This is a genomic window from Streptomyces sp. NPDC013317 (assembly GCF_055563155.1).
Map to the genome: position 1 here is coordinate 1 of NZ_JBVHDX010000001.1, position 24,783 is coordinate 24,783.

Here is a 24,783-nt window from a genome sequence, read left to right on the forward strand (position 1 = left end):
AGGCTCCCAGTAGACGACTGGGTTGATAGGCCGGATGTGGAAGCCCAGTAATGGGTGGAGCTGACCGGTACTAATAGGCCGAGGGCTTGTCCTCAGTTGCTCGCGTCCACTGTGTTAGTTCTGAAGTAACGAACACGCCCCCCTATTGGTCAGGGGCGCGGCGGTTCAACTTCATAGTGTTTCGGTGGTCATAGCGTTAGGGAAACGCCCGGTTACATTCCGAACCCGGAAGCTAAGCCTTTCAGCGCCGATGGTACTGCAGGGGGGACCCTGTGGGAGAGTAGGACGCCGCCGAACTCCCGCCCTTTTAGCTCAGTCGGTAGAGCGTCTCCATGGTAAGGAGAAGGTCAACGGTTCGATTCCGTTAAAGGGCTCCAGTGAAACAGAAAAAGGCCCCCGCCTCATGGCGGGGGCCTTTTTCTGTTTCTGTCCGAATGACAGAAGCCCGCTTCGGTGGGCAACCCGGCCGCTCTGGCCGACGCCGCGGCGGTCCAGGAGTCTCGGCAACGAGACCCTGGACCGGGCCAGTTCGGTGAAGGGCGGGCTCGCGCCGGCCGGTCGCCGGGCGGGCGCTCCGCCGGCGCCGGGACGCCGGGGAGGGCTGAGGGCGGGGTGGGAGAGGCCGGAGAGCCTGTCGTCAGTCGGTGTCGATGGGTTCCGGGAGGCGCATCGCCAGGATCGCCATGTCGTCCGACGCGGGCTCCTGGGCGAAGCGTTCGACCGCACGCAGGATACGGGCGGCGACCGCGCCGGCCGTCAGGCCCGTACAGGTCTTGAGGACTTCGATCAGGCCGTCGTCGCCGAGCATCCTCGTGCCCTCGCGGCGTTCGGTGACGCCGTCGGTGACGCAGAGGAGGACGTCGCCCGGTTCGAGGGTGATGGTCTGCTCGTACAGCTCCAAGTCGTCGAGGACTCCGAGGAGCGGCTGGGGATCGGCGGCCGGGACGACCGTGCCGTCCTGCCGCAGGCGCAGCGGCAGCGGATGGCCGGCGCAGACGACCTTGAGAATCGCGGAGCCGTCCTCCTGGGGCCACATCTCGCCGTACAGCAGCGTCAGGAAGCGGCTGCGGGCGCCCTCGTCGAGGATGGCCGCGTTGAGGCGTTCCAGGACGGCGGGTCCGCCGAAGCCCTCGCGGGCCAGGAGGCGCAGGGCGTGCCGGGCGAGACCCGTGACGGCCGCCGCTTCCGGGCCCGTGCCGCAGACGTCGCCGATGGCGAAGCCGTACGCGTTGTCGCGGATGGGGAAGAGGTCGTAGAAGTCGCCGCCGACCTCGTTGCCCTCGCCGGCGGCCCGGTAGATGACCTCGACCTCGACGCCGTCGATCTGGGGGAGGCCGGGCGGCAGCAGGCTGCGCTGGAGGGACTGGCTGATCGCCATGCGCTCCGAGTAGAGGCGGGCGTTGTCCAGGGCGAGGGCGGCTCGGCGTGAGAGGTCCTCGGCGAGTTCCAGGATCTCCTGGCGGAAGTGGTCGTCGGAGGGCTTGCCGAGGGTCAGCATGCCGATGACGCGGTTGCGGGCGACCAGCGGCAGGACCACCGTCTCGCCGCCGACGGCGGAGGCGGTGGCGAGTGTCGTGTCGATGCCCGAGGACAACGGGCCACTGCCGTGGCCGAGTTCGCGCCTGGAGGTGGAGAGCGCGGCCCGGTGGGCGGCCTCGCCGGGCGCGGACCAGACGCGGGCGCCGAGTGTGGGCACCGGGTCCGGCGGGGCGATCGAGGACAGGAGGGCCTTCAGGCCGTCGATGCGGTCCTCGTCCTCGTGCAGGACGTAGGAGAGGTACGGGTCCGAGGCCTGGTCGGCGATCGTGTAGACGGCGCACCAGGTGGCGAGCGTCGGCACGGTCATCTGGGCCATGAGGGCCAGGGTCTGGTCGCGGTCGAGGGTGCCGGCGAGCAGGTCGGAGGCCTCGACGAGGAAGCTGAGGGAGCCGCGGCGGAGTCGTTCGAGCTCGCCGAGGCGCGCCGACTCGACGGCGAGCGCGATGCGGTCGGCCGCGAACTGGAGGCGCAGGGCCTCCTCGTTGGAGTAGCGGTTGGAGCCTTCGGCGGCGACGCCGAGGGAACCGGTGAGCCGGCCCTCCACCTTGAGCGGCACGGTGACGACGGAGCGCATGCCGGTGCCTTCGAGGAGGGGGACGGCTCCGGGGACGGCGGCCAGGTCCTCGTGGACGGCCGGCATCCTGGCGGAGCCGTAGCGGCTGGCGCCGGTCTCGACGGGGACGCGGGCGAACCGCTGGCGGGCCGACGGGAGGCCGGTGGTCGCCCGTACCTCGAGTTCGGTCTCGTCGTCGGTGGCGAGCAGGAGGAACGCGGCGTCGCCGTCGAGCATGTCGCGGGCGCGCTCGACGGTCCGCTGGAGGAGGCCGTCGAGGTCGTCGGGGGCCGGGGAGCCGATGAAGACCTCGAAGGGGTCCGTGGACCGGTTCTCGGCGCCGGGGTCGGAGACCGCGGGGCGGTGCGGGGTCTGGAGGACGGCCCGTTCGTACTCCCGTACCAGCAGACAGACCGTGGAGGGCTCGCCCGCGGTGTCGCGGACGCGGAGGTGGGAGGCGTAGACGGGGATGACGCGGCCGTCGGCGCAGCGGATGCCGTAGCTGCCCTCCCAGCGGGAGAGGCGCAGGGCCTCGGCGAGGCCGGTGCTGATGCCGGGGGTGTGGGGCCAGGCGGCGAGGTCGCCGAGCGGCTTGCCGGTGACCTGTTCGGCGGCGTAGCCGAAGAGCTCCTCGGCGTCCTCGTTCCAGGCGGTGATGGCTCCGCCGCGGTCGATCTGGGCGACGGCGACGCGGACGCGGCTGTCGGCGGTGGGGAGGAGGGCGTCGGGGAGGACCGGTCCCGCGGAGCGGGTGCCGATCGTGCGTTCGGGGAGGTCGAGCTGGAACCAGACACGTTTGTGCGTCGGGGTGTACTCGACTCCCCAGCGGGCGGCGAGGGCGGCGCACAGGAGGAGGCCCCGGCCGTTCTCGCGGTCCGGGTGGGCGACGGTGCGTCCGCCCTGGAGGGGGATCTCGCGCTCGGGGTAGCGGTCGGCCACCTCGACCCGGATCCCGTCCTCGCTCCGCAGGCAGAGGACGTCGGCCGCCGTGCCGGCGTGGATGACGGCGTTGGTGACGAGTTCGCTGGTGAGGACGACGGCGTCGTCGACGACCTCGGCGTATCCCCAGCCCTGGAGGGTGTCCCGGACGAAGGCCCGGGCGGTCGCCACGGACCGCCCTACGGGGTCGAAGGTGGCAGCCGCCCGCGCGGTGATCACAGAACTCCTCGTACGCGTCTCGACGCCCGGCTCCGCCATGGTCGGTCCTGTCCCTCCCGCTGCCCGGTGGTCGTTTCGCGCCACCCGGCCCCTGCCGGGCGGACGGGGGCGGTTGGACAGCCGGATGCCAGGTTACTTACCTTCGCTGTCCGAGCGGATGCCGGTCGCCGCTGTTTCCGTCCCCCGAGGGTGGGGACGCTATGCGAAGCTGCCGAACTGTTATCGCCAGGTTCGCCAGCGGTGAAACACTGGGCAGGCTTGTGGTGACGGCCCGGGCAGAACGGTCAACCCCTTCGGGAGGGACACGGTGGAGTCTGGCACGGCGGCGCGGCGCGGCGGTGGCACTACGCGCGCGAAGGGCGGGCGGCCCCGGGGCGGCGGGACGGTTCAGGTGGACGCTGCGGCCATGGACCGGCTGCTCGCGGCCCTGGTCTCGATGCGGGACGGGAACTTCCGTAAGCGGCTGACCGTGTCCGGCGACGGGGTGATGGCCGAGATCTGTGCCGTCTTCAACGAGGTCGCCGACCGGCAGATGCATCTGACCGGCGAGTTGTCGCGGGTCAGGCGCATGGTGGGGCGCGAGGGCAAGCTGTCGGAGCGGCTGGAGGCGGGTCCCAGCGAGGGTGCCTGGCTGGCGGCGATCGAGCATGCGAACGCGCTGGTCGACGACATGACGCGGCCGGTCTCGGAGGTGGGGCGGGTTCTGTCGGCGGTGGCCGAGGGCGACCTCGGTCAGCGGATGGACCTGCGTTCGGACGGCCCTGACGGACGCCCGCTGCGCGGGGAGTTCCTGAAGGTCGCCCGTACGGTGAACAACCTGGTCGACCAGCTGTCCGCGTTCACGGACGAGGTGACGCGGGTCGCACTGGAGGTCGGTACGGAGGGCATCCTGGGCGGCCAGGCCCAGGTGCGCGGTATGTCCGGTTCGTGGAAGGACCTCACGGATTCGGTCAACACGATGGCGTACCGGCTGACGGCGCAGGTACGTGACATTGCTCTCGTGACGACGGCCGTGGCCCGGGGTGACCTGTCCAACAAGGTCACGGTCCATGTGGCCGGCGAGATGCTGGAGCTGAAGAACACCGTCAACACGATGGTGGACCAGCTGTCCTCCTTCTCCTCCGAGGTGACCCGGGTCGCGCGCGAGGTGGGTACCGAGGGCGAGCTGGGCGGTCAGGCCGAGGTCGCCGGGGTCGGCGGTGTGTGGAAGGACCTCACCGACTCCGTCAACACGATGGCGGGAAACCTCACCAATCAGGTGAGGGGTATCGCCGAGGTGACCACGGCGGTCGCCAACGGCGACCTGTCGCAGAAGGTCACCGTCAGCGCGCGCGGCGAGGTCGCGCAGCTCGCGGACACCATCAACCAGATGACCGAGACGCTGCGGACGTTCGCCGACGAGGTGACCCGGGTGGCGAGCGAGGTCGGTGCCGAGGGTGTGCTCGGCGGCCAGGCGCAGGTGCCCGGCGCGGCCGGTACCTGGAAGGACCTGACCGACTCCGTCAACACCGTCTTCCGGAACATCACCACGCAGGTGCGGGACATCGCGCAGGTGACGACGGCGGTGGCCAACGGTGACCTCTCGCAGAAGGTCACCGTCGACGTGGCCGGCGAGATGCTGGAGTTGAAGAACACCGTCAACACGATGGTCGACCAGCTGTCCGCCTTCGGCTCCGAGGTGACGAGGGTCGCGCGGGAGGTCGGTGTCGAGGGTCTGCTCGGCGGCCAGGCGCACGTCCCGGGCGCGGCGGGCACGTGGAAGGACCTCACCGATTCGGTGAACACGGCGTTCCGGAACCTGACGGGTCAGGTGCGGGACATCGCGCAGGTGACGACGGCGGTGGCCAACGGTGACCTCTCGCAGAAGGTCACCGTCGACGTGGCCGGCGAGATGCTGGAGCTGAAGAACACCGTCAACACGATGGTGTCCCAGCTCTCGAACTTCGCCGACCAGGTGACGCGCATGGCGCGTGACGTGGGCACGGAGGGCCGCCTCGGCGGTCAGGCGCGGGTCGACGGCGTCTCCGGTACGTGGAAGGAGCTCACCGACTCCGTCAACTTCATGGCCGGCAACCTGACGTCCCAGGTGCGGCAGATCGCCCAGGTGACGACGGCGGTGGCGCGCGGTGACCTGTCGCAGAAGATCGACGTGGACGCGCGCGGCGAGATCCTGGAGCTGAAGAACACCATCAACACGATGGTCGACCAGCTCTCCGCCTTCGCGGAGCAGGTGACCCGGGTGGCCCGTGAGGTGGGTACGGACGGCCGGCTCGGGGGCCAGGCGCAGGTGCCCGGCGTCGCCGGTGTGTGGCGCGATCTGACCGACTCGGTGAACGGCATGGCCGGGAACCTCACCGCCCAGGTCCGCAACATCGCGGGTGTCGCGACGGCGGTGGCGCGCGGTGACCTGTCGCAGAAGATCGACGTGGACGCGCGCGGCGAGATCCTGGAGCTGAAGAACACCCTCAACACGATGGTCGACCAGCTCTCCAGCTTCGCGGAGCAGGTGACCCGGGTGGCCCGTGAGGTGGGTACGGAGGGCATCCTGGGCGGTCAGGCCGAGGTGCAGGGGGTCTCCGGCACCTGGAAGGACCTCACCCAGTCCGTGAACTTCATGGCGAACAACCTGACCAGTCAGGTGCGCAACATCGCCGAGGTCACGACCGCGGTCGCCAAGGGCGATCTGTCGAAGAAGATCACCGTCGACGCCAAGGGCGAGATCCTGGAGCTGGTGACGACCGTCAACACGATGGTCGACCAGCTGTCCAACTTCGCGGACGAGGTGACGCGAGTCGCCCGTGAGGTGGGTACGGAGGGCATCCTCGGCGGTCAGGCGCGGGTGCGCGGGGTCACCGGAACGTGGAAGGACCTGAGCGACAACGTCAACCTGATGGCCAACAACCTGACGAGTCAGGTGCGGAACATCTCCCGGGTCTCGGCGGCTGTCGCCAACGGCGATCTGACGAAGAAGGTGACGGTCGAGGCGCGGGGCGAGGTCGCCGAGCTCGCCGACACCGTCAACACGATGGTGACGACCCTGTCGTCCTTCGCGGACGAGGTGACGCGAGTCGCCCGCGAGGTGGGTACGGAAGGTGAACTGGGCGGCCAGGCAAGGGTCCCGGGTGTCTCGGGTACCTGGAAGGACCTGACCGAGTCGGTGAACTCCATGGCCTCGAACCTGACGGGTCAGGTGCGCCAGATCGCCACGGTCACCACCGCCATCGCCAAGGGCGATCTCACCAAGAAGATCGACATCGACGCCCGCGGCGAGATCCAGGAGCTGAAGAACACCATCAACACGATGGTCGACCAGCTGTCCAACTTCGCCGAGGAGGTCACGCGCGTGGCCCGCGAGGTGGGCACGGACGGGCAGCTCGGCGGCCAGGCCCGGGTCCGTGACGTCGACGGCACCTGGCGGGACCTGACCGAGTCCGTGAACGAGATGGCCGGAAACCTGACCCGGCAGGTGCGCGCGATCGCGGCCGTGGCCACCGCGGTGACCCGCGGCGACCTGAACCTGAAGATCGACGGAGTGGACGCCGCGGGCGAGATCCAGGCACTCCAGGACAACATCAACACCATGATCGCCAACCTGCGCGACACCACCCTCGCCAACGAGGAGCAGGACTGGCTCAAGGGCAACCTGGCCCGTATCTCGGGTCTGATGCAGGGCCGGCGCGATCTGGACGACGTCGCCTCGCTCATCATGAGCGAGCTGACCCCGGTGGTCTCCGCCCAGCACGGCGCCTTCTTCGTGGCCGTGCCGAGCGGTTCGTCGACGGTCAGCCCCGAACTGGGCGGCCAGGGGGAGGGCTCGTACGAGCTGCGGATGCGCGGCAGTTACGGCTACTCCGCCGGTTCCATGCCCACCTCGTTCCGCCCGGGCGAGACGCTCATCGGGACGGCGGCCGAGGAGAAGCGCACGATTCAGGTCAATGTTCCGCCGGGCTATCTGAAGATCTCCTCCGGCCTCGGCGAGGCCGCCCCTGCGCATGTGATCGTGCTCCCCGTCCTCTTCGAGGGGAAGGTGCTCGGCGTGATCGAGCTGGCCTCCTTCCAGCCGTTCACCCAGATCCAGCGGGACTTCCTCAACCAGCTCGCCGAGCTGATCGCGACGACCGTCAACACCATCAGCGTCAACACCAAGACCGAGGTGCTGCTGAAGCAGTCGCAGGAGCTCACCGAGCAGCTGCGCGAGCGCTCGGCGGAGCTGGAGCACCGGCAGAAGGAGCTCCAGGGCTCCAACGCCGAGCTGGAGGAGAAGGCCGAACTGCTCGCCCGGCAGAACCGGGACATCGAGGTGAAGAACACCGAGATCGAGGAGGCCCGGCAGGTCCTGGAGGAGCGGGCCGAACAGCTCGCCGTCTCGATGCGGTACAAGTCCGAGTTCCTGGCGAACATGTCGCACGAGCTGCGCACCCCGCTCAACTCGCTGCTGATTCTGGCCAAGTTGCTCGCCGACAACGCGGACCACAACCTCTCGCCCAAGCAGGTCGAGTTCGCCGAGACCATCCACGGCGCGGGCTCCGACCTGCTCCAGCTGATCAACGACATCCTCGACCTGTCCAAGGTCGAAGCGGGCAAGATGGACGTCTCGCCCACCCGTATCGCACTCGTCCAGCTCGTCGACTACGTGGAGGCGACGTTCCGGCCGCTGACGGCGGAGAAGGGGCTCGACTTCTCGGTCCGCGTCTCGCCCGAGCTGCCCGCCACGCTCCACACCGACGAGCAGCGTCTGCTCCAGGTGCTGCGCAACCTGCTCTCCAACGCGGTGAAGTTCACCGACTCCGGCGCGGTGGAGCTGGTCATCCGGCCCGCCGGGACGGATGTGCCGCAGTCGATCCGGGAGCAGCTCCTGGAGTCCGGCTCACTGCGCGACCCGGAGGCCGAGCTGATCGCCTTCTCGGTGACGGACACCGGCATCGGGATCGCCGCGGGCAAGATGCGGGTCATCTTCGAGGCGTTCAAGCAGGCGGACGGCACGACCAGCCGCAAGTACGGCGGTACGGGCCTGGGGCTGTCGATCAGCCGGGAGATCGCCCGGCTCCTCGGCGGCGAGATCTACGCGGCGAGCGAGCCGGGCCGCGGCTCGACGTTCACGCTCTACCTGCCGCTGAGCCCTGTCGAGCTGCCGCCGCACGGCTACGGGGCGGGGGAGCCCGACCCCATGGGGCCGCGGCAGGGCCTGGAGGACGGCTCGGCCGACGAGTCCGGGTCGGGCTTCGCGCCGACGTCCAAGGCGGCCGACCTGCGTTCCGGCGCCGGGGCGCTGTTCCGGCACCGTCGCAAGGCGGTCCAGGCCGGTGCCGAGGAGCGGCCGGCGCTGCCGGGGCAGCCCGGGAGGGTGGCACAGGCCGAGCAGGCGGCCGAGGACGACCGCGTGGAGTCCGAGCCGCGCCGCACGTTCACCTTCGGCGGCGAGAAGGTGCTGATCGTGGACGACGACATCCGTAACGTCTTCGCGCTCACCAGCGTCCTGGAGCAGCACGGCCTGGCGGTGCTGTACGCGGAGAACGGCCGTGAGGGCATCGAGGTGCTGGAGCAGCACGACGACGTGACGGTCGTTCTGATGGACATCATGATGCCGGAGATGGACGGATACGCGACGACGACGGCGATCCGCCGGATGCCGCAGTTCGCCGGACTGCCGATCATCGCGCTCACCGCCAAGGCGATGAAGGGCGACCGGGAGAAGGCGATCGAGTCGGGTGCCTCCGACTACGTCACCAAGCCGGTCGACCCCGATCACCTGCTGTCCGTGATGGAGGAGTGGATGCGCGGAAACGGAACGGGGGGTTGTTGACGGACTGTGGCCGCGGGCGTGTGAGAGGGCTGGATCCGGGGAACCTTCTGGTCTCTCACCACGTTTCTGCTATGTGCACAGTGACATCGTGGTGACAGGGTGTGGCGACAGGCGGGGTGCGGCTACCATGACCGGCACAAGGACGGACGGCGCATGGGAGTCGTCTTCTGGGGCGGCGCCCGGTGCTTCCCCCGGCTCGGCGAGTCGGGGAGAGCCGTTGCCGGGGCGAGGAGGACGGGGCATGGTGCAGAAAGCCAAGATCCTCCTGGTCGATGACCGGCCGGAGAATCTGCTGGCGCTGGAGGCCATTCTCTCCGCGCTCGATCAGACGCTGGTACGGGCATCGTCCGGGGAGGAAGCGCTCAAGGCGCTGCTGACCGATGATTTCGCGGTCATTCTGCTGGATGTCCAGATGCCGGGAATGGACGGATTCGAGACCGCCGCGCACATCAAGCGGCGGGAGCGGACGCGTGACATCCCGATCATCTTCCTGACCGCGATCAACCACGGCCCGCACCACACCTTCCGGGGTTACGCGGCGGGGGCGGTCGACTACATCTCCAAGCCGTTCGACCCGTGGGTGCTCCGCGCCAAGGTCTCGGTCTTCGTCGAGCTGTACATGAAGAACTGCCAGCTCCGTGAGCAGGCCGCGCTCCTCCGGCTCCAGCTGGAGGGCGGTGGTCACGGGGGTCACGCCAAGGAGTCCGCCGGACTGCTCGCCGAGCTCTCGGCCCGTCTCGCGGCGGTCGAGGAGCAGGCGGAGGCGCTGTCCAAGCAGCTCGACGACGACTCGGCCGACGCCGCCGCGGTCGCCACGGCCGCACACCTGGAGCGCAAGCTCACCGGGCTGCGGCGGGCCCTGGACGCCCTGGAGCCCGGTGCGGGCGGCCCGCCCGTTCTCCCCTCGCAGAGCTGACGCAACGTCACGTCACGACCGCCGGTGGTGAGCGGGCGTCAGTTTCGGCCCCCTGTACGTTCGACACGAACGGGTGAGCCCGGACGGGCACGTGTCCGACACGGCTCACACCGGTAACCTCAGCACCATGGCCTCACGTACGTCCGGCAAGGGTTCCCAGGGCACGGCGGGCACCGCGAAGCCGCGCGCCGGCCGTACGAGCGGTGCCGCGAAGAAGGCGGCGCCCGCGAAGTCGCCCGCCAAGCCCCCCGTGAAGAAGACCGCGGCGAAGAAGGCCGCGCCCGCGAAGCGCGCACCCGCGAAGAAGACCGCGGCCAAGAAGGCGGCGCCCAGGCCCGCGCCGTCCCCGACCGGAGGCGTGTACCGGCTGGCGCGCGGGCTCTGGCTCGGCCTCGCTCACGGAGTGGGAGCGATGTTCCGGGGCATAGGACGCGGAGCCAAGGGCCTCGACCCCGCCCACCGCAAGGACGGTCTGGCGCTGCTGCTGCTCGGCGTCGCGCTGATCGTCGCCGCCGGGACCTGGTCCAACCTGCGCGGCCCCGTCGGCGACCTCGTCGAGATGCTCGTCACCGGAGCGTTCGGCCGGCTCGACCTGCTCGTACCGCTGCTCGTCGGCGCCATGGGCGTCCGGCTGATCCTCTATCCGGAGAAGCCGGAGGCCAACGGCCGCATCGTCATCGGTCTCTCCGCCCTCGTCATCGGCGTCCTCGGACAGGTCCACATCGCCTGCGGCTCCCCGGGCCGCGGCGAGGGGACCAAGGCCATGCAGGACGCCGGCGGCCTCATCGGCTGGGCCGCGTCCAAGCCGCTGATCTTCATGATGGGCGAGGTCCTCGCCGTACCGCTCCTGGTGCTGCTCACGATCTTCGGTCTGCTCGTGGTCACCGCCACTCCCGTCAACGCCATCCCGCAGCGCCTGCGGCAGCTCGGCGCCAAGCTCGGTCTGGTCGAGCCGGCGTACGACCCCGAGGCCGAGGGGGAGGCGTACGACGAGGACTGGCGCGAGAGCGACCCGCAGCCCGCCGCGCGCGCCCGGCGCAGGACGCCCGGACCGGACCGGGTGTACGACGTGGACCAGGCGGAGGAGGAGGCGCTCACCCGGCGCAGGCGCCCTCGCCGCCCCTCGGCGCAGCCCGCCTTCGACCGGCCCATGGACGCCGTGGACGTCGCCGCCGCGGCGGCGGCGGCGCTCGACGGCGCCGTGCTCAACGGCATGCCGCCCTCCCCGCTGGTCGCCGGCCTGACCCGGGACGTCACCGCGGAGCGCGCCGCCGCGGTCGCCGCCACGGCGGCCGCGGCCCAGGCCGCCGAAGCCGAGGCCGCGAACGGGGCCGAGGAGGCCGCCGGTACCTCGGGCTCCGCGCCGGTGCCGTCAGCCCGCGGCGGCGCGAAGGCCGGCCGCGTTCCCGGAGGCGTACCGGATCTCACCAAGCCGGCCCCCGAGCACACCGAGCTGCCGCCCCGCGCGGAGCAGCTCCAGCTCTCCGGGGACATCACGTACGCGCTCCCCTCCATGGACCTCCTGGAGCGCGGCGGGCCGGGCAAGACCCGCAGCGCGGCGAACGACGCCGTCGTGGACGCGCTCTCGAACGTCTTCTCCGAGTTCAAGGTCGACGCGGCCGTCACCGGCTTCACCCGGGGTCCGACGGTCACGCGGTACGAGGTCGAGCTCGGCCCGGCCGTGAAGGTCGAGAAGATCACGGCCCTCACGAAGAACATCGCGTACGCCGTGGCCTCGCCGGACGTGCGGATCATCTCGCCGATCCCGGGCAAGTCCGCGGTCGGCATCGAGATTCCGAACTCGGACCGGGAGATGGTCAACCTCGGCGACGTGCTGCGGCTCGCGGACGCGGCGGGCGACGACCATCCGATGCTGGTGGCGCTCGGCAAGGACGTCGAGGGCGGCTATGTGATGGCCAACCTGGCGAAGATGCCGCACATCCTGGTCGCCGGTGCCACGGGCTCCGGAAAGTCCTCGTGCATCAACTGCCTGATCACCTCCGTGATGATAAGGGCGACCCCCGAGGACGTCCGGATGGTGCTGGTCGACCCCAAGCGGGTCGAGCTCACCGCGTACGAGGGCATCCCGCACCTGATCACCCCGATCATCACCAACCCCAAGCGGGCCGCCGAGGCGCTGCAGTGGGTGGTGCGCGAGATGGACCTGCGCTACGACGACCTGGCGGCCTTCGGCTTCCGGCACATCGACGACTTCAACGAGGCCATCCGCAACGGCAAGGTCAAGCTGCCCGAGGGCAGCGAGCGCGAGCTGAAGACCTACCCGTACCTGCTGGTGATCGTGGACGAGCTGGCCGACCTGATGATGGTCGCCCCGCGTGACGTCGAGGACGCCATCGTCCGCATCACCCAGTTGGCGCGCGCCGCCGGCATCCATCTGGTGCTCGCCACCCAGCGGCCGTCGGTGGACGTCGTCACCGGTCTGATCAAGGCGAACGTGCCCTCGCGGCTCGCCTTCGCCACCTCGTCGCTGGCCGACAGCCGGGTCATCCTCGATCAGCCCGGAGCCGAGAAGCTCATCGGAAAGGGTGACGGTCTGTTCCTGCCGATGGGGGCGAACAAGCCCGTCCGCATGCAGGGCGCCTTCGTCACCGAGGCCGAGGTCGCGACCGTCGTCCAGCACTGCAAGGACCAGATGGCCCCGGTCTTCCGGGACGACGTGACCGTCGGCACCAAGCAGAAGAAGGAGATCGACGAGGAGATCGGCGACGATCTCGACCTGCTGTGCCAGGCCGCCGAGCTGGTCGTCTCCACCCAGTTCGGCTCCACCTCGATGCTCCAGCGCAAGCTGCGCGTCGGCTTCGCCAAGGCCGGCCGGCTGATGGACCTGATGGAGTCGCGGAACATCGTCGGGCCGAGCGAGGGGTCCAAGGCGAGGGACGTGCTCGTCAAGCCGGACGAGCTGGACGGGGTGCTGGCCGTGATCCGCGGGGAGTCCGACGCCTGATCGGGGGTACACGGGACGGGCGGGTGAGTCCGCCGGTCGGGCCGGGGTCCGGGCGCGCGCCGGAACGAGACCGGGTCGAGACTCACTCGTAAGGGAACCAGGGCAACCGTTTCCCTTGGTCGTACGTCAAGTTGGAGGGAGGGACAGAAGGATGTCCCAGCCTCATGGCGTACAAACTGCGTCCGCCCGGTTGCCCCACCCTTTCGTACCACCCATAGACTGAACGTCCAGCAGGTGGTTACACGCTCGAAAGGCGCTCTCGTGTCCATCGGCAACTCCCCCGAATCCCCCGAAGACGACCGGAACTCCCCGGCAGACGACCGGGATTCGATCGGTCGTGCACTCCAGCAGGCCCGGATCGCCGCCGGTCTCACCGTCGACGAGGTCAGTGCCTCCACGCGGGTCCGCATCCCGATCGTGCACGCGATCGAGGAGGACGACTTCTCGCGCTGCGGTGGCGATGTCTACGCCCGCGGGCACATCCGCACGCTCGCCCGTGCCGTCGGCATCGATCCCGCGCCGCTGATCGAGCAGTACGAGTCCGAGCACGGCGGCCGGCCCGCGCCGACCCCCGCGGCGCCGCTCTTCGAGGCGGAACGCATCCGACCCGAGCCGCGGCGCCCCAACTGGACCGCGGCGATGGTGGCCGCGATCGTCGCCGTCGTCGGTTTCGTCGGCTTCACCATGTTCAGCGGGAACGACACCCAGGGCGGCGCAGGCGCGGTCGCCGAGGGTCCGGCCCCGGAGAAGAAGACCACCAGCCCCACCACGAAGCCCACCAAGACCCCCGGGACCAAGCCGGCGCCCAGCGCCATCGCGGCCGTCCCGAAGGACAAGGTCACGGTCAAGCTGACCGCGATCGACGACAAGAGCTGGATCTCCGCCAAGGCCAGCGACGGCAAGCTCCTCTTCGACGGGCTCCTCCTCGAGGGCGAGTCCAAGACCTTCCAGGACGACGAGCGCGTCGACCTGATCCTCGGCAACGCCGGCCCGATCGAGCTCTTCGTGAACGGCAAGAAGATCGAAGAGAAGTTCGAGTCGGGCGCCGTCGAGCGGCTCTCGTACACCAAGGGCGCCCCCGAGTCCGGGTGACCTTCGGCGCAGCCGTCGCGCAGGTGAACCCTGCGCGGCGGGGGTACGGCCGGGACGAAGTAGTCTTGAGTCCATGCCCGAACGCCGTACCGTCGCCCTTGTCACTCTTGGCTGCGCCCGTAACGAGGTGGACTCGGAGGAGCTCGCAGGCCGCTTGGCAGCGGACGGCTGGGAGCTCGTCGAGAACGCCGAGGACGCCGATGTCGCCGTCGTCAACACCTGTGGGTTCGTCGAGGCCGCCAAGAAGGACTCCGTCGACGCCCTCCTCGAAGCCAATGATCTGAAGGATCACGGCAAGACCCAGGCCGTCGTCGCCGTCGGCTGCATGGCCGAGCGGTACGGCAAGGAGCTCGCCGAGGCCCTGCCGGAGGCCGACGGAGTGCTCGGCTTCGACGACTACTCCGACATCTCCAACCGCCTCCAGACCATCCTCAGCGGTGGCAGTGTCGAGGCCCACACCCCGCGCGACCGCCGCAAGCTGCTCCCGCTCTCCCCGGTGGAGCGCCAGCAGGCCGCCGCCGACGTGGCCCTCCCCGGCCATGGCGCCGCCGAAGCCCCCGAGAACGTGCCGGCGGACCTGCCCGAGGGCCTCGCGCCCGCCTCCGGGCCGCGCGCCCCGCTCCGGCGCCGCCTGGACACCAGCCCCGTCGCCTCGGTGAAGCTCGCCTCCGGCTGCGACCGCCGCTGCTCCTTCTGCGCCATCCCGTCGTTCCGCGGCTCCTTCGTCTCGCGACGTCCCTCCGACGTCCTCAACGAGACGCGGTGGCTCGCCGAGCAGGGTGTGAAGGAGATCATGCTGGTCTCCGAGAACAACACCTCGTACGGCAAGGACCTCGGCGACATCCGCCTCCTGGAGTCCCTGCTGCCCGACCTCGCGGCCGTCGACGGCATCGAGCGCGTCCGGGTCAGCTACCTCCAGCCCGCCGAGATGCGGCCCGGCCTGATCGACGTGCTCACCTCGACCGAGAAGGTCGTCCCGTACTTCGACCTGTCCTTCCAGCACAGTGCGCCGGCCGTCCTGCGCGCCATGCGCCGCTTCGGCGACACGGACCGCTTCCTGGAGCTTCTGGAGACGATCCGCGGCAAGGCCCCGCTGGCCGGTGCCCGGTCCAACTTCATCGTCGGCTTCCCCGGCGAGACCGAGGCCGACTTCGCCGAGCTGGAACGCTTCATCACCCACGCGCGGCTGGACGCCATCGGCGTCTTCGGCTACTCCGACGAGGACGGCACCGAAGCCGCCACCTACGAGCAGAAGCTCGACCAGGACGTCGTGGACGAGCGGCTCGCCCACCTCTCCCGGCTCGCCGAGGACCTCACCGCCCAGCGTGCGGAGGAGCGGATCGGAGAGACCCTGGAAGTACTCGTCGAATCGATCGACGAGGAGGACGGCGTCGTGGGCCGCGCGGCCCACCAGGCGCCCGAGACGGACGGCCAGGTCGTTCTCACCGCGGACTCCGCCGCGCGCCGGGACCTGGCTCCCGGCCGTATGGTCGTGGCGAAGGTCGTGGGCACGGAAGGCGTCGACCTGGTGGCCGAGTGTCTTTTCGAGGAGGCGGGCAGATGACGGGAGCCCCGGCATCCGCGACGGGCGGGACCGGTAGGCCCGCGCCCGGCGGCAAGCTGGGCTCGGCGGCCGTCAACCAGGCCAGCCTCTGGAACATCGCCAACATCCTCACCATGATCCGCCTGGTCCTCGTGCCCGGCTTCGTGCTGCTGCTCCTGCAGGACGGCGGGCACGACCCGGTCTGGCGCGCCTGGGCCTGGGCCGCGTTCGCCGTCGCCATGATCACGGACGTCTTCGACGGCCATCTGGCGCGGACGTACAACCTGGTCACGGACTTCGGGAAGATCGCCGACCCGATCGCCGACAAGGCGATCATGGCGGCCGGGCTGATCTGTCTGTCGTCGCTCGGTGACCTGCCCTGGTGGGTGACGGCCGTGATCCTCGCGCGGGAGCTCGGGATCACGCTGATGCGGTTCTGGGTGATCCGGCACGGGGTGATTCCGGCCAGCCGCGGCGGCAAGATGAAGACATTGGCGCAGGGGACGGCGGTCGGCATGTACGTGCTGGTGCTGACCGGTCCACTTGCCACGTTGCGCTTCTGGGTGATGACGGTGGCCGTCGTGCTGACGGTCGTCACCGGTCTGGATTATGTGCGACAGGCGATCGTCCTCCGGCGCCGCGGCCTGGCGGCGGAGCGCGCCGAGCGCGCTGCGGGGGCGGGTGCCGCCGGTGCTCCGCAGCAGGGTGTCGTCGGGTCTCCGCAGGCGAGTGCCGCCGGTGCGATGCCGGGGCCGGCGGGGGCGCCCGCGGACGAGGCGCCCGGTGTGCCCGAGGTCTCCGACACGTCCGCGAAGGGACCGGCGGCGGGGTCGGCGCGATGAGCACGGCCGCCCGGGTGCTGGGGCTGCTTGCGGAGCGTGGTCAGACCCTCGCCGCCGCGGAGTCCCTCACGGGCGGTCTGGTGGCCGCGGAGCTCACTTCCGTACCAGGGGCGTCGGCGTCGTTCCGCGGGTCCGTCACGGCGTACGCCACGGCCCTCAAGCGGGATCTCCTCCAGGTCGACGGGACCCTCCTGGCGGAGCGCGGAGCGGTCGATCCCGAGGTGGCGCTGCAGATGGCGGCCGGTGCCCGCCTCCGGCTGGGCGCCGACTGGGGTGTCGCGACGACCGGCGTGGCCGGGCCCGAGCCGCAGGACGGACAGCCCGTCGGCACCGTCTACGTGGCCGTGGCGGGGCCCGTAGGGGCCGGGAAAGTGGCGGCGTTGCGGTTGAACGGCGATCGTGCGGAAATCCGTAGAGAGAGCGTACGGAGCGTGCTGGAACTGCTCGGCGACGAACTCTCGGGAAATGGGCGGGCACAGGATACGGAACAGAACGGGGGGAATTGATGTTTGCAGCCCTGAGTGAACACGACATCGCTCCCCGCACGGCCGCAGCGCGAGGCGGTACGGTGGGGCGTGAAGGATGCGGCTACGCGGTCCGAGGAGGGAGCCACCGATGATTCTGCTCCGTCGCCTGTTGGGTGACGTGCTGCGTCGGCAGCGCCAGCGCCAGGGCCGTACTCTGCGCGAAGTCTCCTCGTCCGCCCGAGTTTCGCTCGGCTATCTCTCCGAGGTGGAGCGGGGGCAGAAGGAGGCTTCCTCCGAGCTGCTCTCCGCGATCTGCGACGCGCTGGACGTACGGATGTCCGAGCTCATGCGTGAAGTGAGCGACGAGCTGTCGTTGGCCGAACTGGCCGAGTCGGCAGCGGCGAGCGAACCGGTGCCTGCGCCGGTACGCCCGATGCTCAATTCGGTGTCGGTGACGTCGGTGGCAGGTGTGCCCACCGAGCGGGTGACCATCAAGGCGCCCGCGGAAGCGGTGGACGTCGTCGCTGCCTGACGCTAAGTGGGCTAAGGCCCCGGAGGGTGTCCCATGTGGGCATCCACCGGGGCTTTAGTGCTGTTGAGGGGGGTTGGCGGAGTTCTTTCGGCTGGGTTTGAGATGCCCGATTTCGGTCAGGCGTGCCATGGTGGGAAACCGTACGACTGGTTGGAGAACACGCATGTCCGTGGTGAAGAGTTCGCTTTCCGAGGCCGACCGGAAGACGGTCGGCGATGCCCTGCAGGGGGCGCTGGTCGATCTGGTCGACCTCAGCCTCGTCGCCAAGCAGGTGCACTGGAACGTGGTCGGACCGCGCTTCCGCTCGGTCCATCTGCAGCTCGACGAAGTCGTCGTCACCGCACGTCAGCACTCCGACGTGGTGGCTGAACGGGCGTCCGCGATCGGTGTCAACCCGGACGGCAGGGCCGCCTCCGTGGCCTCCGGAAGCGCCATCGGCGACGTCCCGACCGGTTGGATCAAGGACGTCGAGGCCGTGAAGATCCTGGTCGACGCCCTGGTCGCGGTGATCGCCCGCATGCGCGAGCGCATCGAGGCCACGGACGAGCCGGATCCGGTGACGCAGGACATCCTGATCGCGCTCACCGCCGACCTCGAGAAGCATGCCTGGATGTTCCAGGCCGAGAGCGCCTGACGTGGCGCCCCGTTCCGTGCCGGGCGCGCCTGGTGTGGCGCCCGCGTCGTGCGCTTTGTGCGCCGGGTCTGCCTCCGGTGCGCCCTCCCGCCGGGTGATACCTCCGGTCTAGCGTCGACCGCAGGAGGCGGCCATGGTACGGCGACGGGTTCCGCTGGTGGTGCTCGCGTGGGTGGCGGGCGGGCTGGTGGCCGGCGGGCTGTGGTGGTGGGCGGTGCTGCGACTGGTGCTGGTTCCCGATCAGGCGGGACTGGTGGAGGGGGCGGTCGCGGCCGGCGGCTGGGGGCTGAGTCTGCTGCCGGTGCACGTGACGGCGTCCGCCGCCGCGGGCGGACGGGTGAGCGCCGGACGCGGGGGCGTCGGCGGTCCGCACGCTGTTCGGGGGGATGGCGGACGGGCCGTGGAGGGCGCAGCGGGCGCACAGGTCACCACGGCATCGCGACGCCGCCGTTGGGGCGGAGGATCTGACCCGTCGTGAAGGAGGCGGCGTCGGACGCGAGGTGGAGGACCGCGTGCGCGATGTCCTCCGGTTCGCCCACCCTGCCCAAGGGGGAGTGGCGGGCCATGGCCGCCTCCGCCTGCTCCTGGGCGGCGGGCTCGTGCCGGTCGGTCATGGGGGTACGGATCCAGCCGGGGGCGATCGCGTTGACCCGGATGCCGTGCCGCCCGACCTCGGTGGCCAGCGTCTTGGTGAGCTGGACGACGGCCGCCTTGGTGACGCTGTAGCAGAGCAGGCCCGGGCTCGCGGTGTCCATGGCGCCCGAGGCCATGGTGACGATGGAGCCCGGGGTCCCGGTCGCGATCATCGAGCGGGCCGCCTCCTGGCAGGCGTGGAGTACCCCCTTGAAGTTGACCGCGAGGATGCGGTCGAGGTCCTCGTCGCGGGTCTCCAGGACCGAGCTCGTATGCATGATCCCGGCGACGGCGGCCATGGTGTGGAGCGTGCCCGCGCTCGCGACGGCGGTGGCGAGGGCCGTGCGGTCGGTGACGTCGAGGACGTGGGTGTGCGCGGTGCGGCCCTGTTCGGTGACGAGTTTCGCGGTCTCACGCAGGCCGAGTTCGTCGCGGTCCGCGCAGTGGACGGTGGCGCCCGCCTGGGCGAGGAGCACGGCGGTCGCGCGGCCGATTCCGCTCGCTGCGCCGGTGACGAAGGCGGTGCGGCCGGTGAGGTCGTACGCGGTGAGGGCCATGACGGGACCGTACGACCAAATCTGACGGCCCGTCAATTAGTGGGTCGGTCCCTCCTGGCAGCCGGGGCACCAGTACGTGACGCGGTCCCCCAGCTCGGCGCGGCGTACGGAGGCGCCGCAGCGCAGGCAGGCGCGGTGCTCGCGTCCGTAGACGTAGAGGGGGTGCGCCGGATGGCGGGTCGTGGTCGTGCGCCGCTCCGGACGGTCCTTGTTCGCCTCCAGGAGACGGTGGGCCGTGGCGACCAGCCGTTCGGGGACGTCCGGAGCGAGCTCGCCCACCGGGAGCCAGGGCGTGACAGCGGCCAGGAACGCCAGCTCGGACTTGTAGACATTGCCGATGCCCGCGAGATTCCGCTGGTCGAGCAGGGCCTCGCCGAGCGTACGGGCGGGGTCGGCGGTGAGTCGCCGTACGGCCTCCGCCGGATCCCAGTCCGGGCCGAGGAGGTCCGGGCCCAGATGGCCGACGACGCTCTGCTCGTCGGCCGTGCGGATCAGCTCCAGGACGGGGAGGCGGTAGCCGACCGCGGTGTGCTCGGTGTTGCCGAGGATCGCCCGGATCTGGTGTGCCGGGCCACCGCTCCAGCGCTCACCGGTGGCGAACACTCGCCAGGAGCCGTCCATCCGTAGATGCGAGTGGAGCGTCAGCCCGTCCTCGAACCTGGTCAGGAGGTGCTTGCCGCGCGGAGTCACGTCCAGGACGGCGCGACCGGTGAGATCGGCGGTGGCGAAGCGGGGCACCCGCAGATCGGACCGGGTCAGGACGCGGCCCGCCAGCGCGGTGTGCAGACGGTGCGCGGTCCGCCAGACGGTGTCTCCTTCGGGCATGGCTCCATGATGGATCTCTTACGGGCGCAGGCGCAGCCCTCGCGGCGTGGCGTGGAACCCGGCCCCCTCCAGCGGGCGGGCGAGCGGAGAGGTGAGCGCGGGGGAGCCGTTGACCCGCTCCACCGTGACCGTGCCGAGCGACCCCGCGAGCGCCGCGGCGGCCAGGGCCTCGGCCGCGGCTCTCAGCGCCGGGTCCTCGGGGTCGGCGGGCCAGCACAGCAGCGTCTTGCCTCCGCGCTCCATGTAGAGCGTGAGCTCCCCGTCGACCAGCACCACCATCGAGCCCGCCTTGCGGCCGGGCTTGTGCCCCGCGCCGCTGGGCGGCTCGGGCCAGGGCAGCGCCGCCCCGTACGCGTTGGCCGGGTCGGCGGCGGCCAGTACGACCGCGCGCGGGCCCGTCCCGGCCTCGGCGCCCCTGTCCCGGGCGGTCGCCGAGGCGCGGAGCCGGTCCACGGCCCCGTCCATCGCGAACTGGGCGGCGCCCAGACCCTCCACCACATAGCCGCGCCGCGCCTGCCCGCTGTCCTCGAAGGCGGACAGGATGCGGTACGTCGCCGAGAACCCGCCCTCGACACCTTCGGCGGCCACGGCGCCCCGCGTGACCACGCCGTGCCGGTCCAGGAGCGTGCGGGCGAGCGCGTGGGCGCGGTGCGTCGCCTCCGGCTCGACGGGCGGAAGGAGGGACCAGCGGCCGCTGACCGTCGGCGGGCCGGTCCGGGAGACGGGCCGGGCGGCCGCCGTGAGCGTGCCGTAGCGGCCGCGCGGGATCGTGCGCTTGGCGCGGTGGGCGGTGGATCCCGCCGTACGGCCCGAGCCGAGGAGGGAGCGCAGGGGCGCGAGGGTGTCGTTGGTGAGCCGGCCCGACCAGGCCAGGTCCCAGACCGCGTCGGAGAGTTGGGGATCGGTCGCGTCGGGGTGGGTGGTGGCCCGGACCTGGTCGGCGATCTGGCGGAAGAACAGGCCGTACCCGCCGGAGAGGGCGGTGAGCACCGATTCGTGGAGGGCGGTCAGCTCCAGCGGATGCGGAGGCGGGATCAACAGCGGGGCCGCGTCGGCCAGATAGAGCGAGATCCAGCCGTCCTTGCCCGGCAGGGCTCCCGCCCCCGCCCAGACGACCTCGCCGGTGGTCGTCAGCTCGTCCAGGAGACCGGGGGAGTAGTCCCGGACCCGGGACGGCAGGATGAGCTTCTCCAGGGCCGAGGCCGGTACGGGCGCGCCCTGCAACTGCTCGACGGCACGGGCCAGTCCGTCGATCCCGCGCAGGCTGTTGCTCCCCAGGTGCTGCCACTGGGGGAGGAACGTGGCGAGCGCGGCCGGAGCCACGGGCTCCAGTTCGTGCCGGAGGGCGGCGAGCGAGCGGCGGCGCAGGCGGCGCAGCACGGCCGCGTCGCACCACTCCTGGCCGATCCCGGACGGGTGGAACTCGCCCTGGACGACGCGCCCCGCCGCGGCCAGCCGCTGGAGAGCTCCGTCGGTGACGGCGGCGCCGAGACCGAAGCGGGCGGCGGCCGCGGCGGAGGTGAACGGGCCGTGCGTGCGCGCGTGCCGGGCCAGGAGATCGCCCAGGGGGTCCTTCACCGGCTCGGTGAACGCCTCGGGCACACCCACCGGCAGGGCCGTGCCGAGGGCGTCCCGCAGCCGGCCGGCGTCCTCGATCGCCGCCCAGTGCTCCGTGCCCGAGATCCGGACCCGGATGGCCCGGCGGGCGGCTCCCAGCTCGTGGACCCAGTCCGGCTCGCCGCCGCGCTCGGTCAACTCGGCCTCGGTGAGCGGGCCGAGGACCCGCAGCGCGTCGGCGACGCCCTCCGCGTCCTTGATCCGGCGGTCCTCGCTGAGCCACTGGAGCTCCCGCTCCAGCTCCGTCAGCACCTCCGCGTCGAGCAGTTCGCGCAGCTCCGCCTGGCCGAGCAGCTCGGCCAGGAGCCGCGAGTCCAGGGAGAGCGCGGCCGCCCTGCGCTCGGCGAGCGGGGAGTCTCCCTCGTACAGGAACTGGGCGACATAGCCGAAGAGCAGGGAGCGGGCGAACGGCGACGGCTCGGTCGTGGTCACCTCGACCAGACGGACGCGGCGGGACTCGATGTCGCCCATCAGCTCTTCGAGTCCGGGAACGTCGAAGACGTCCTGGAGGCACTCGCGGACCGCTTCCAGGACGATCGGGAAGGAGCCGAACTCGCTGGCGACCTGGAGCAGCTGGGAAGCGCGCTGGCGCTGCTGCCAGAGCGGGGTGCGCTTGCCCGGGTTGCGCTTCGGCAGCAGCAGGGCGCGGGCCGCGCACTCGCGGAAGCGGGACGCGAACAGGGCGGAGCCGCCGACCTGGTCGGTGACGATCTGGCCGATCTCGCCCTTGTCGAAGAGCGCGTCCGCCGCGCCGATCGGGGCCCGGTCGGCGTCGAACGTGGTGTCCAGGTGCCGCCCGGGGTCGACCGGCTCCTGGTCCAGCAGGTCCAGGCCCATCAGATCGGCGTCCGGCAGACGCAGCACGATCCCGTCGTCGGCGTGCATCACCTGGGCGTCCATGCCGTACCGCTCGGAGAGCCTGGCCCCCAGGGCCAGCGCCCACGGGGCGTGCACCTGGGCCCCGAACGGTGAGTGGACGACGACCCGCCAGTCCCCCAGCTCGTCGCGGAACCGCTCCACCAGGATCGTCCGGTCGTCCGGCACATGCCCACATGCCTCGCGCTGCTCGGCCAGATAGGCGAGGACGTTGTCGGCGGCCCAGGCGTCGAGACCGGCGGAGACCAGCCGGAGCCGGGCGTCCTCCGGTTCGAGCGAGCCGACCTCGCGCAGGAACGCGCCCACCGCGCGCCCCAGCTCCAGCGGGCGGCCGAGCTGGTCGCCCTTCCAGAACGGCAGCCGGCCCGGTACACCGGGAGCCGGGGTGACCAGGACCCGGTCCCGGGTGATGTCCTCGATCCGCCAGGTCGTGGTGCCCAGCGTGAAGACGTCGCCGACCCGGGACTCGTACACCATCTCCTCGTCCAGCTCCCCGACCCGGCCGCCGCCCTTCTTGGGGTCGGAACCGGCGAGGAAGACCCCGAACAGGCCACGGTCGGGGATGGTCCCGCCGGAGGTGACGGCGAGCCGCTGGGCACCGGGACGGCCCGTGACCGTCCCGGCCACCCGGTCCCAGACCACGCGGGGACGCAGCTCGGCGAACGCGTCGGAGGGATAGCGGCCGGCCAGCATGTCCAGGACGGCCGTGAACGCGGACTCGGGCAGCGAGGCGAAGGGCGCCGCGCGGCGGACCGTCGCCAGCAGGTCGTCCACCTGCCAGGAGTCCAGGGCCACCATCGCCACGAGCTGCTGGGCGAGCACGTCCAGCGGGTTGGCGGGGATACGCATCGACTCGATGGACCCGCTGCGCATCCGCTCGGTGACCACGGCGGCCTGGACCAGGTCACCGCGGTACTTCGGGAACACCACGCCCGTGGAGACCGCCCCGACCTGGTGTCCGGCGCGGCCCACGCGCTGGAGACCCGAGGCGACCGACGGCGGCGACTCGACCTGGACGACCAGATCGACCGCGCCCATGTCGATGCCCAGCTCCAGGCTGGACGTGGCCACCACGGCGGGCAGCCGGCCCGCCTTCAGGTCCTCCTCGACCTGCGCGCGCTGCTCCTTGGAGACCGAGCCGTGGTGGGCGCGGGCGAGGAGCGCCGGCGCGCCCTGGGCGGCGCCCGACTGTGCCATGATCTCGGCCGGCGGCGACCCTTCCGGAAGGGGCTCGCCCGTCGCCCGCTCGTACGCGATCTCGTTGAGCCGGTTGCAGAGGCGCTCGGCGAGCCGGCGCGAGTTCGCGAAGACGATCGTGGAGCGGTGGGCTTGGACGAGATCGGCGATGCGCTCCTCGACGTGCGGCCAGATCGACGGCTTGTCGCCGCCGTCCGTGCCCTCGGAGGCGGGTGAGCCTCCGAGCTCCCCCATGTCCTCGATCGGCACGACGACCGACAGGTCGAACTCCTTGCCGGACGGCGGCTGGACGATCTCCACCTTGCGCTGCGGGGAGAGATAGCGGGCCACCTCGTCCACCGGCCGGACGGTCGCCGACAGGCCGATGCGGCGCGCGGGACGGGGCAGCAGCTCGTCGAGACGTTCCAGGGAGACCGCGAGATGCGCGCCGCGCTTGGTCCCGGCCACGGCGTGGACCTCGTCCAGGATCACCGTCTCGATCCCGGCGAGCGCGTCCCGCGTGGCGGACGTCAGCATCAGGAACAGCGACTCGGGGGTCGTGATCAGGATGTCCGGCGGCTTCGTGGCCAGCGCGCGCCGCTCGGCGGGCGGGGTGTCGCCCGAGCGGATCCCGACCCGGACGTCCGGCTCGGGCTGCCCGAGCCGGACCGACTCCTGACGGATACCGGTCAGCGGGGAGCGGAGGTTGCGCTCGACGTCGACGGCCAGGGCCTTCAGCGGCGAGACGTACAGCACGCGGCAGCGCTTCTTGGGGTCGGCGGGCGGTGGGGTGGAGGCCAGCCGGTCGAGGGAGGCGAGGAAGGCGGCCAGGGTCTTGCCGGACCCCGTCGGGGCCACCACGAGCACGTCCGAGCCCGCGCCGATGGCCTGCCAGGCGCCCTCCTGCGCGGCGGTGGGCGCGTGGAAGGCCCCGGTGAACCAACCGCGGGTCGCGGGGGAGAACGAGTCGAGCGCGGACCTGACCATGCCACCCATCGTGCACCCCGCCACTGACAACCGCCCGGACCTGGGGAAACCGGGTTGGTGGCGGCGCC

14 protein-coding genes, 1 tRNA gene and 2 rRNA genes are annotated in these 24,783 nt (G+C 71.2%); 13 read left to right on the plus strand and 4 right to left on the minus strand.

Annotated elements, in window-relative coordinates; all coding sequences use genetic code 11:
• The 3 genes from ACZ3IJ_RS00005 to ACZ3IJ_RS00015 form a co-directional block, all read left to right on the plus strand.
• Positions 1-94 (plus strand): 23S ribosomal RNA (locus tag ACZ3IJ_RS00005); the annotation flags it as partial.
• A gap of 86 nt (positions 95-180) precedes the next feature.
• Positions 181-297: ribosomal RNA gene (gene rrf / locus ACZ3IJ_RS00010) — 5S ribosomal RNA — on the plus strand.
• A gap of 4 nt (positions 298-301) precedes the next feature.
• Positions 302-377: transfer RNA gene (locus ACZ3IJ_RS00015), tRNA-Thr, on the plus strand.
• A 260-nt stretch (positions 378-637) separates the two neighbouring features.
• Here the strand turns inward: ACZ3IJ_RS00015 and ACZ3IJ_RS00020 are convergent.
• Positions 638-3,289: a SpoIIE family protein phosphatase gene (locus tag ACZ3IJ_RS00020; RefSeq protein WP_467465348.1), complete on the minus strand. Its 2,652-nt coding sequence runs from the start codon at positions 3,287-3,289 to the stop codon at positions 638-640.
• A gap of 268 nt (positions 3,290-3,557) precedes the next feature.
• On the opposite strand from ACZ3IJ_RS00020, the gene ACZ3IJ_RS00025 reads away from it, so the two are divergent.
• The 10 genes from ACZ3IJ_RS00025 to ACZ3IJ_RS00070 all read left to right on the plus strand — a co-directional run bounded on the left by ACZ3IJ_RS00025 (position 3,558) and on the right by ACZ3IJ_RS00070 (position 18,522).
• Positions 3,558-9,053, plus strand: coding sequence for a HAMP domain-containing protein (locus tag ACZ3IJ_RS00025; RefSeq protein WP_467465349.1), 5,496 nt, complete (start codon positions 3,558-3,560; stop codon positions 9,051-9,053).
• A gap of 241 nt (positions 9,054-9,294) precedes the next feature.
• Entirely contained in the window at positions 9,295-9,969 is a 675-nt protein-coding gene (locus ACZ3IJ_RS00030; protein ID WP_352191990.1) for a response regulator, read from the plus strand.
• 127 nt (positions 9,970-10,096) lie between these two features.
• On the plus strand, positions 10,097-12,934 hold the full coding sequence (locus ACZ3IJ_RS00035) for a DNA translocase FtsK (protein WP_467465350.1): 2,838 nt from the start codon (positions 10,097-10,099) through the stop codon (positions 12,932-12,934).
• A 261-nt stretch (positions 12,935-13,195) separates the two neighbouring features.
• Positions 13,196-14,026 (plus strand): helix-turn-helix domain-containing protein, encoded by an 831-nt coding sequence (locus tag ACZ3IJ_RS00040; protein ID WP_391801090.1) that lies wholly within the window; start codon positions 13,196-13,198, stop codon positions 14,024-14,026.
• A gap of 73 nt (positions 14,027-14,099) precedes the next feature.
• The gene (gene rimO / locus ACZ3IJ_RS00045) at positions 14,100-15,590 is read left to right on the plus strand and encodes a 30S ribosomal protein S12 methylthiotransferase RimO (protein ID WP_467465351.1); all 1,491 of its coding nucleotides are present in this window, start codon (positions 14,100-14,102) and stop codon (positions 15,588-15,590) included.
• Positions 15,587-16,411, plus strand: a complete 825-nt coding sequence (pgsA, locus tag ACZ3IJ_RS00050) for a CDP-diacylglycerol--glycerol-3-phosphate 3-phosphatidyltransferase (RefSeq protein ID WP_467465352.1) — start codon at positions 15,587-15,589, stop codon at positions 16,409-16,411. Before rimO ends, pgsA begins: the two co-directional genes overlap by 4 nt.
• Positions 16,408-16,917: a CinA family protein gene (locus ACZ3IJ_RS00055; protein ID WP_391801093.1), complete on the plus strand. Its 510-nt coding sequence runs from the start codon at positions 16,408-16,410 to the stop codon at positions 16,915-16,917. Before pgsA ends, ACZ3IJ_RS00055 begins: the two co-directional genes overlap by 4 nt.
• Positions 16,918-17,026: 109 nt before the next feature.
• Positions 17,027-17,410 (plus strand): helix-turn-helix domain-containing protein, encoded by a 384-nt coding sequence (locus tag ACZ3IJ_RS00060; protein WP_019889909.1) that lies wholly within the window; start codon positions 17,027-17,029, stop codon positions 17,408-17,410.
• A 163-nt stretch (positions 17,411-17,573) separates the two neighbouring features.
• Positions 17,574-18,044, plus strand: a complete 471-nt coding sequence (locus ACZ3IJ_RS00065) for a Dps family protein (protein ID WP_467465353.1) — start codon at positions 17,574-17,576, stop codon at positions 18,042-18,044.
• A 133-nt stretch (positions 18,045-18,177) separates the two neighbouring features.
• A complete protein-coding gene (locus tag ACZ3IJ_RS00070; protein ID WP_467465354.1) occupies positions 18,178-18,522 on the plus strand; it encodes a hypothetical protein in 345 nt (114 codons plus the stop codon).
• Here ACZ3IJ_RS00070 and ACZ3IJ_RS00075 read toward each other — a convergent pair.
• Genes ACZ3IJ_RS00075 through ACZ3IJ_RS00085 form a run of 3 tightly spaced genes read right to left on the minus strand, consistent with a single transcriptional unit; the run spans position 18,470 to position 24,715 of the window.
• On the minus strand, positions 18,470-19,234 hold the full coding sequence (locus tag ACZ3IJ_RS00075) for an SDR family NAD(P)-dependent oxidoreductase (RefSeq protein ID WP_391801096.1): 765 nt from the start codon (positions 19,232-19,234) through the stop codon (positions 18,470-18,472). The two genes, ACZ3IJ_RS00070 and ACZ3IJ_RS00075, sit on opposite strands and share 53 nt — an antisense overlap.
• 36 nt (positions 19,235-19,270) lie before the next feature.
• Complete coding sequence (locus ACZ3IJ_RS00080) at positions 19,271-20,059, minus strand: Fpg/Nei family DNA glycosylase (protein WP_467465355.1); 789 nt, start codon at positions 20,057-20,059, stop codon at positions 19,271-19,273.
• A gap of 18 nt (positions 20,060-20,077) precedes the next feature.
• Positions 20,078-24,715, minus strand: coding sequence for an ATP-dependent helicase (locus tag ACZ3IJ_RS00085; protein ID WP_467465356.1), 4,638 nt, complete (start codon positions 24,713-24,715; stop codon positions 20,078-20,080).
• Between the last annotated feature and the right edge of the window lie 68 nt (positions 24,716-24,783).

Bases quoted from the DNA above. Each gene is read 5' to 3' on its own strand.
- ACZ3IJ_RS00020 (WP_467465348.1), bottom strand. From the start codon at position 3,289: ATGGCGGAGCCGGGCGTCGAGACGCGTACGAGGAGTTCTGTGATCACC.
- ACZ3IJ_RS00030 (WP_352191990.1), top strand. From the start codon at position 9,295: ATGGTGCAGAAAGCCAAGATCCTCCTGGTCGATGACCGGCCGGAGAAT.
- ACZ3IJ_RS00035 (WP_467465350.1), top strand. From the start codon at position 10,097: ATGGCCTCACGTACGTCCGGCAAGGGTTCCCAGGGCACGGCGGGCACC.
- rimO (WP_467465351.1), top strand. From the start codon at position 14,100: ATGCCCGAACGCCGTACCGTCGCCCTTGTCACTCTTGGCTGCGCCCGT.
- pgsA (WP_467465352.1), top strand. From the start codon at position 15,587: ATGACGGGAGCCCCGGCATCCGCGACGGGCGGGACCGGTAGGCCCGCG.
- ACZ3IJ_RS00055 (WP_391801093.1), top strand. From the start codon at position 16,408: ATGAGCACGGCCGCCCGGGTGCTGGGGCTGCTTGCGGAGCGTGGTCAG.
- ACZ3IJ_RS00060 (WP_019889909.1), top strand. From the start codon at position 17,027: ATGATTCTGCTCCGTCGCCTGTTGGGTGACGTGCTGCGTCGGCAGCGC.
- ACZ3IJ_RS00065 (WP_467465353.1), top strand. From the start codon at position 17,574: ATGTCCGTGGTGAAGAGTTCGCTTTCCGAGGCCGACCGGAAGACGGTC.
- ACZ3IJ_RS00070 (WP_467465354.1), top strand. From the start codon at position 18,178: ATGGTACGGCGACGGGTTCCGCTGGTGGTGCTCGCGTGGGTGGCGGGC.
- ACZ3IJ_RS00075 (WP_391801096.1), bottom strand. From the start codon at position 19,234: ATGGCCCTCACCGCGTACGACCTCACCGGCCGCACCGCCTTCGTCACC.
- ACZ3IJ_RS00080 (WP_467465355.1), bottom strand. From the start codon at position 20,059: ATGCCCGAAGGAGACACCGTCTGGCGGACCGCGCACCGTCTGCACACC.
- ACZ3IJ_RS00085 (WP_467465356.1), bottom strand. From the start codon at position 24,715: ATGGTCAGGTCCGCGCTCGACTCGTTCTCCCCCGCGACCCGCGGTTGG.